Origin of the sequence: Leptotrichia sp. oral taxon 879 str. F0557, assembly GCF_000469385.1 — a bacterium.
GTDB classification, from domain to species: Bacteria; Fusobacteriota; Fusobacteriia; order Fusobacteriales; family Leptotrichiaceae; genus Leptotrichia; species Leptotrichia mesophila.
This window is the reverse complement of sequence record NZ_KI271301.1, coordinates 97705-102050: the sequence shown is the minus strand read 5'-3', so window position 1 is coordinate 102050 and position 4346 is coordinate 97705. Positions and strand designations below refer to the sequence as shown.

General features: G+C 30.3%; 4 protein-coding genes and 1 tRNA gene. All 5 read left to right on the top strand.

All coding sequences use genetic code 11. The features are described from left to right. The first annotated feature begins 55 nt into the window (after positions 1-55). A tRNA-Tyr gene (locus HMPREF1552_RS03590) sits at positions 56-140 on the top strand. A gap of 67 nt (positions 141-207) precedes the next feature. Beyond that, positions 208-567, top strand: a complete 360-nt coding sequence (locus HMPREF1552_RS03585) for a YbaB/EbfC family nucleoid-associated protein (RefSeq protein WP_021743723.1) — start codon at positions 208-210, stop codon at positions 565-567. 43 nt (positions 568-610) lie between these two features. Beyond that, positions 611-898 (top strand): TM2 domain-containing protein, encoded by a 288-nt coding sequence (locus HMPREF1552_RS03580; protein ID WP_021743722.1) that lies wholly within the window; start codon positions 611-613, stop codon positions 896-898. A gap of 83 nt (positions 899-981) precedes the next feature. Continuing rightward, positions 982-2172, top strand: coding sequence for an MFS transporter (locus tag HMPREF1552_RS03575; protein WP_021743721.1), 1191 nt, complete (start codon positions 982-984; stop codon positions 2170-2172). A gap of 148 nt (positions 2173-2320) precedes the next feature. Continuing rightward, entirely contained in the window at positions 2321-4039 is a 1719-nt protein-coding gene (locus HMPREF1552_RS03570) for a phospho-sugar mutase (protein ID WP_021743720.1), read from the top strand. The last annotated feature ends 307 nt before the right edge of the window (positions 4040-4346 follow it).

Genomic DNA, 4346 nt, shown 5'->3' with positions numbered 1-4346 from the left:
GGTGGTTGGTTCGAGTCCGACAAGCGGCACCACTATTTAAAATTTAGAATGTTGTGGAGAGGTTCCCGAGTGGCCAAAGGGATCAGACTGTAAATCTGCCGGCTCAGCCTTCGAAGGTTCGAATCCTTCTCTCTCCACCATTTTTTTTTATAAAAATAAAAATTGTTATAAATATTAAATTATAATTCGTAGGAGGAATTATCAACTATGGTTAGAAAAATAAAAGGAGCAGGAAATAAATCTGGTGGAAATCAACAGGATATAATCAAACAAGCTCAAGTAATGCAACAAGAAATGTTAAAAATTCAAGAAGGATTAAAAGATAAATTTGTAGAAACATCTGTTGCTGGTGGAGGAATTACTGTAAAAGCAAATGGACAGAAAAAAATTGTAGATTTATCAATTTCATTAGATGTGTTAAAAGATGCAATTGAAGAAAATGACGCAACTATTGTTTCAGATTTAATTATAAATGCAGTAAACGAAATCTTGGATAAAGCTGAAGAAATGGCTGAAAAAGAAATGGAAGTAGTTACTGGTGGAGTAAGTATTCCAGGATTATTCTAGTAAAAAATTATAACATATAAATAAATTTAAAGGAGGATACGTTATGTCAGAAACTAATTTACCTGAAAATGCAGCAAATGGAAATCCTAAATACAATAAAGCAATTTATTGCTTATTAGCTTGGTTTTTAGGATGTTTTGGAATTCATGCATTTTATGCAGGAAGAAAACAAGAAGGAATATATTTTTTAATAGCAGGAATAATAGGAATGTTAACAGCTTTTCTTTTTATCGGTGGTATAATTCTTTTAGTTGAATTTGTAATATGTGTTATTCAAATAGTAAAAGCTATACAAAAACCAGCTGATGAATTTGGAAGAATATCAGACTAGTAAGTTTTAAAAATATTTAAAAATAGAAAATCAATAAATAATTTTTATTGATTTTTTTTTTGGAAAATTTAAGGGAGAAATAAATGAAAAAAAATGAGAAATTTGAAAAGAAGAAAAATATTAATAAGATGATAATATTAATGTTTTTATGTATTATTGTTTATAATTTAGGGCATCCTGCTACACCTGCACTAATTGAAGTGAGAGGTTGGAAAAAGAGTATTTCGGGGGAACTTCTGGCATTTATGAGTACAGCGATGTTTATTTCTTCGCCTTATTTGGGGGCCTTAGCAGATAGAGTTGGGATGAAGAGGATATTTGTCTTTATGCCAATTTGTTATGGGATGTCACAGCTTATTTTTGGGTTTGGGACAAATGTACCGTTTATATTTTTGGCACGTATGATTTCGGGATTTGCATCTGGAGGAACATATGCTGTGGCATTTGGATATGTGAGTCAGCTTTCTGAAAAAGGCGAGAAAGCAAAAAATATTGCAAAAGTAAGTTCTGCAACTGTAATTGGTGGAGCAATTGGGCAGAAAATAGGAGGATATGCTGCAACTGCTACGAATGATCCGAGAACATCCTTTGCACTACAATTTATCGGTGGAAGCATTGTTTCGATAATTATTTTACTGATAATGAAGGAAATTGTGAAAAAGAATGATGATTTGGAAGAAAGAAGTAAAAAGGACTTAAATCCATTTGCAACCTTTAGATATATTAAGGAGTTAGACGGGTATTCCAAGTTCTTCTGTCTTATAATTTTACTTTCAGGAATAGGAATTTATTCTTATGGAAGCGCTTTAAACTATTTTTTGAAATTTTATGAAAAAGTTTCTTCTGATACGATTGGAACTTTTGTTATGTGTTCGTCATTACTTGCTTTTTTTGGAACTGCATTTTTGCTGGGAAAACTGCTGAAAAAATTTAAGGAAAAAAGTATCTATAAATTTTTGATTTTTGTTGGAATAATATTGATGGCAGTGATTTTATTTAGAGTTAAATTAGGTGTAACTCCATATCTTTTGATGGCTGTTTATACGATGACTTATGAAATTGTACGTTCTCTTGGAAATACTATTATTGCTCAGAGATATAAAGAAAATCAGGGGAAAATATTGGGAGTTGCTTCTGCAGTAGGTTCTCTTGGAACTGCAATTGGTTCACTTCTTTCAGGGCATTTATTAAATTTTAATCCTTTTTTACCGTTTGTTGTGAATATCATTGTGATGTTTTTTGTGCTGGTTTTAATTTTAGTAAAAAAATTATAATTTTTTTGATTTTGATATTTGTTAAATTAAATAAATGTGGTAAAATTAATATAGAATAGAAAAATTTTTGGAGGTATTTAGTTTAAAATAAACTACAAAAATAATAGAAATTAAAATTGTTTAAATAAAAAATTTTAGGAGGCGTACGATGGAATATATGAAAAAATATGAATACTGGTTAAATTCAGAAGTTGTTGATGAAAAGGATAAGGAAGAGTTGAGAAGTCTGGCTGGAGATGAAAAGGAAATCGAAGACAGATTTTTTAAGGATTTGAGCTTTGGAACTGGTGGAATTAGAGGTGTTCGTGGGATTGGAACTAATAGAATTAATAAATATGTAATTAGAAAAGCAACTCAAGGGCTTGCAAATTATATGCTGAAATTTGATGAAAAATTGGCAAAAGAAAAAGGAATTATAATTGCTCATGACTGTAGAATCGGTTCAAGGGAATATGCATTGAATACTGCAAGAGTTATGGCTGCTAATGGAATTAAGGCATATATTTATGAAGATTTACGTTCTACTCCTGAATTGTCATTTGGGGTAAGATATAAAGGAACTATGGCTGGAATCGTTGTAACTGCTTCGCATAATCCTGTGGAATACAATGGATACAAAGTTTACTGGGATGATGGAGCACAAGTAGTAGATCCGCATGCACCTGCTATTGTTGCTGAAGTTAATAAAATTAAGACTCTTGAAGAAATTAAAGTAATTTCTGAAGCAGAAGGAAGAGAAAAAGGATTAATTATTCAATTGGATGGAAAAATTGATGATGATTATTTAGATGCAATAAAAACACAAACTTTAAAAACAGATATTCCGGGGAAAGAAAACTTTAAAATAGTTTACACTCCACTTCATGGAACTGGTGGACGTCCAATGAAACGTATTTTGTCTGATTTTGGTTATAATTTTGAAGTTGTGAAGGAACAAATTGAGCCAGATGGTAATTTTCCAACTGTAACTTATGCAAATCCTGAAGAAAAAGCGGCATTTAAGCTTGGAGTAAAATTAGCTGATGAAATTGGGGCAAAAATAGTTATGGCAAACGATCCTGATGCAGATAGAATAGGTATTGCTGTAAAAGATGATAAAAATGAATGGTATTATCCAAATGGAAACCAAGTTGGATTATTGTTACTGCAGTATCTTTTAAATAATAAGAAAGATATTCCTGCAAATGCAAAAGTTATTACAACTGTTGTTTCTACACCAATGATTGACGTTATTGCACCTTCAAAAAATGTTGGAGTTATGAAAACATTGACAGGATTTAAATATATTGGAGAAAAAATTAGACAATTTGAAAACAAGGAACTGGATGGAACATATTTGTTTGGATTTGAGGAAAGTTATGGATATTTGATTGGAACACATGCAAGAGATAAAGATGCATTAGTAACTTCAATGGTAATTGCTGAAATGGCTGCTTACTATAATTCAATCGGAAGTTCAATTTATGAAGAATTGCAAAAATTATATAAAGAATTTGGATATTACCTAGAAGGAATAAAATCTGTAACTCTTAAAGGAAAAGATGGAATTGAACAAATGGCTGTTCTTATGACTAATTTGAGAGAAAATGTAAAAGACGAACTGCTTGGTAAAAAGATAAAAATTAAACGTGATTTCTTATCACACAAAGAATACAACTTGGAAACAGGAACAGAAACTGAAATAAAATTACCAAAAGAAAATGTTTTACAATTGGTTCTGGAAGACGATACATATATCACAGCCCGTCCATCTGGAACAGAGCCAAAAATTAAATTCTACTTCAGTGTAAATACAGATTCAAATGAAAATGTAAAAGCAAAACTTGATAAAACAATGGAAGAATTTTCAAAATTTTTAGGATTATAATTTTTTAAAGAGATCAGAAGATTACTTAAACTAAATGTCTAATTTTTGGCGGAAGTTCAGTTTTTTCTGATCTTTTTTGTTAAAACTTTTTTATAGGAAATAACTTATTCTGTTTAATAATTATTTATTCAATTTTATTTATATTTAGTTTTTTTTAACGTAAGGGCATCAGACGCCATGCCCTTACAACCCTGCTTCTCTAATTTCAATTTTACAGCAAAAGACAAAACTTGCTTTTAACAAAAGTTATTTTAATTTCAGTAAATTATTATCAATTCAAATATAATAGAAAAGCTCAAACAAGTTG